Source organism: Haloarcula onubensis (assembly GCF_031624605.1).
Lineage (GTDB): Archaea > Halobacteriota > Halobacteria > Halobacteriales > Haloarculaceae > Haloarcula > Haloarcula onubensis.
In genome coordinates, this window is sequence record NZ_JAMQOS010000013.1 from 1 (window position 1) to 1,732 (window position 1,732).

Annotated in this window: 2 rRNA genes (1 of these 2 cut by a window edge); both read right to left on the reverse strand. The window is 56.5% G+C overall.

Annotated features, from left to right (window positions below):
* Positions 1-29: 29 nt before the first annotated feature.
* Positions 30-152: ribosomal RNA gene (rrf, locus tag NDI86_RS22055) — 5S ribosomal RNA — on the reverse strand.
* A 133-nt stretch (positions 153-285) separates the two neighbouring features.
* Positions 286-1,732: ribosomal RNA gene (locus NDI86_RS22060) — 23S ribosomal RNA — on the reverse strand; its annotated part runs 1,305 nt beyond the window's last position; the annotation flags it as partial.

The following is a 1,732-nucleotide window of genomic DNA, read 5'->3' on the forward strand; positions in this document are numbered from 1 at the left end:
CTCTCCGGAAGGCTGAAAGTAGGTATGAATGGTGGCGGCGAATCGGATTTCCCAGAGGCTCGCGCACTCCAGTACTCACCGAAACGCTGGTGAGCTTATCTTCCGTGTTCGGGATGGGTACGGGAGGCAACCTCACCGCTATGGCCGCCTAACGCCGAGTCGCGGAATCGAACCGCGATGGCTACACCAGACTCGGATAGGGTCGAACAAAGTACGTGCGATCCAGTTTGCGCCTGGACTCGTTCAGTCAGCGTCAATGCGCTGAACTGCGAGTCACAGTGCGTATGAATGATGGCTTCGAGTTGTTAGTGCTCGTGGGCTGAACGTCTCGTTACCTCGACGCGCACACCCCGAGTCTATCGACCGCGTCTTCTACGCGGACTCTCGGCGGTGTCTCTTTTCCAAGTGGGTTTCGAGCTTAGATGCGTTCAGCTCTTACCCCGTGCTGCGTGGCTACCCGGCACGTGCCCTCTCGGACAACCGGTACACCAGTGGCAGCCAATCGTAGTTCCTCTCGTACTATACGATCGTTCTTGTCAGACACCATAACACACCCAGTAGATAGCAGCCGACCTGTCTCACGACGGTCTAAACCCAGCTCACGACCTCCTTTAATAGGCGAACAACCTCACCCTTGCCCGCTTCTGCACGGGCAGGATGGAGGGAACCGACATCGAGGTAGCAAGCCACTCGGTCGATATGTGCTCTTGCGAGTGACGACTCTGTTATCCCTAGGGTAGCTTTTCTGTCATCAATTGCCCGCATCAAGCAGGCTAATTGGTTCGCTAGACCACGCTTTCGCGTCAGCGTTCCTCGTTGGGAAGAACACTGTCAAGTCATCTTTTGCTCTTGCACTCTTCGCCGGGTCTCTGTCCCGGCTGAGATGACCTTAGGGCGCGCTCGATATCTTTTCGAGCGCGTACCGCCCCAGTCAAACTGCCCGGCTACCGGTGTCCTCCTCCCGGAGTGAGAGTCGCAGTCACCGACGGGTAGTATTTCACTGTTGACTCGGTGGCCCGCTAGCGCGGGTACCTGTGTAATGTCTCCTACCTATGCTGCACATCGGCGACCACGTCTCAGCGACAGCCTGCAGTAAAGCTCCATAGGGTCTTCGCTTCCCCCTGGGTGTCTCCAGACTCCGCACTGGAATGTACAGTTCACCGGGCCCAACGTTGGGACAGTGAAGCTCTGGTTAATCCATTCATGCAAGCCGCTACTGATGCGGCAAGGTACTACGCTACCTTAAGAGGGTCATAGTTACCCCCGCCGTTGACAGGTCCTTCGTCCTCTTGTACGAGGTGTTCAGATACCTGCACTGGGCAGGATTCAGTGACTGTACGAGTCCTTGCGGATTTGCAGTCACCTGTGTTGTTACTAGACAGTCCGAGCTTCCGAGTCACTGCGACCTGCTCCGTTCCGGAGCAGGCATCCCTTATTCCGAAGGTACGGGACTAACTTGCCGAATTCCCTAACGTCGGTTGCTCCCGACAGGCCTTGGCTTTCGCCGCCATGGACACCTGTGTCGGTTCTCGGTACGGATATCATACTCGCCTTTTCACGGGCCCCAGGTTGAACCAAATTTCTCTATCCCGCCGTTCGTCCGCTTCGTGCCGTTACGGCTTCCACGGAGTTGGACGGTTCGACTGGGCGATAGCCCAGCTTGGTCGACCCCAGGGCGTCAGCTTTGAGTGTATGATAGCACGGGAATATTAACCCGTTTCCCATTTCGTCT